The 856-nt window shown below is 64.4% G+C and carries 2 protein-coding genes; one reads left to right on the top strand and one right to left on the bottom strand.

Annotated elements, in window-relative coordinates; all coding sequences use genetic code 11:
• Positions 1-349: hypothetical protein (locus PMES_RS16800; RefSeq protein WP_236549858.1), on the bottom strand; the 349-nt coding region annotated here is incomplete at its 3' end.
• Between the two features lie 42 nt (positions 350-391).
• On the opposite strand from PMES_RS16800, the gene PMES_RS16795 reads away from it, so the two are divergent.
• Positions 392-856 (top strand): hypothetical protein (locus tag PMES_RS16795; protein ID WP_236549857.1); only part of this gene is annotated, 465 nt, incomplete at its 3' end.

Raw genomic sequence — 856 nt, 5'->3', positions numbered from 1 at the left:
CTACAAGCGCAACGATGCGCCGTGGGTGATGAGCTTCGACGGCGCCATCCCCGGCGCGCAGACGGGCGACATTGCGCATGATGCCGGCGTCGAGCTGCAAATGGGTATCGGTTCGGCCGGCGTCAGCATCACCCATCACCGCAGCGCGATCTGGCGCAATCTCGCGGCGGCGGCGAACATCGCGCTTGCATCGACGCGCAACAAGCTGGTTGCAGCGGATGGCCGGATCAAGCCGCCGGCGGATTTCAACACGGCTTTCGGCGCGCCGATCTACGACATTCGCGGCCCCGCGGCCGATTGGACCGCGCTCACGAACTTCGGATTGGACCGCGCTCACGAACTTCGGCACCGATGGTGCCTTCACATCCCTCAGCGGAACGGTGGCAGACGCATGAGCACTTACAACATCGCAGTTCCGGCCCTTCGCACGGGCGATCCGGAGATCTTCTTCGACGGCGCGACTGGCAAGGAAACGGGCGCGCAGCCCTTCGCCGTCACCATCGGCAACCGGGCGGAGGCGGGCGCGCTCGACTTCCGCAAGCAAATCTACCGAATGCGCCGGGCCGTCACCAGCGTGGCGGGCGACCGGATCGGGATCGACAACACGCATGTCAACGAGACGCGCCCGCAAGGCTGGATGGATGGCGCGACCTATCGCGTCTACCGCCACGATTCCACGAACAAGACCTTCACCAAGATCCGCAGCGGCACGGTCGCGGCCTATCACGCGCGGCAGGTCAGCAACTACGTCTGCATGAACGATGACGAGAAAACGACCGACACCTTCTATCACACGACATGGACCGGGAACTACAAGCCGAACGCGACCGCCTATTGGGTGGTGGCCACGCTCAAT

Source organism: Profundibacterium mesophilum KAUST100406-0324 (assembly GCF_009835145.1).
Lineage (GTDB): Bacteria > Pseudomonadota > Alphaproteobacteria > Rhodobacterales > Rhodobacteraceae > Profundibacterium > Profundibacterium mesophilum.
The sequence above is the reverse complement of the archived record's forward strand: the minus strand, read 5'-3'. Positions and strand labels throughout refer to the sequence as shown.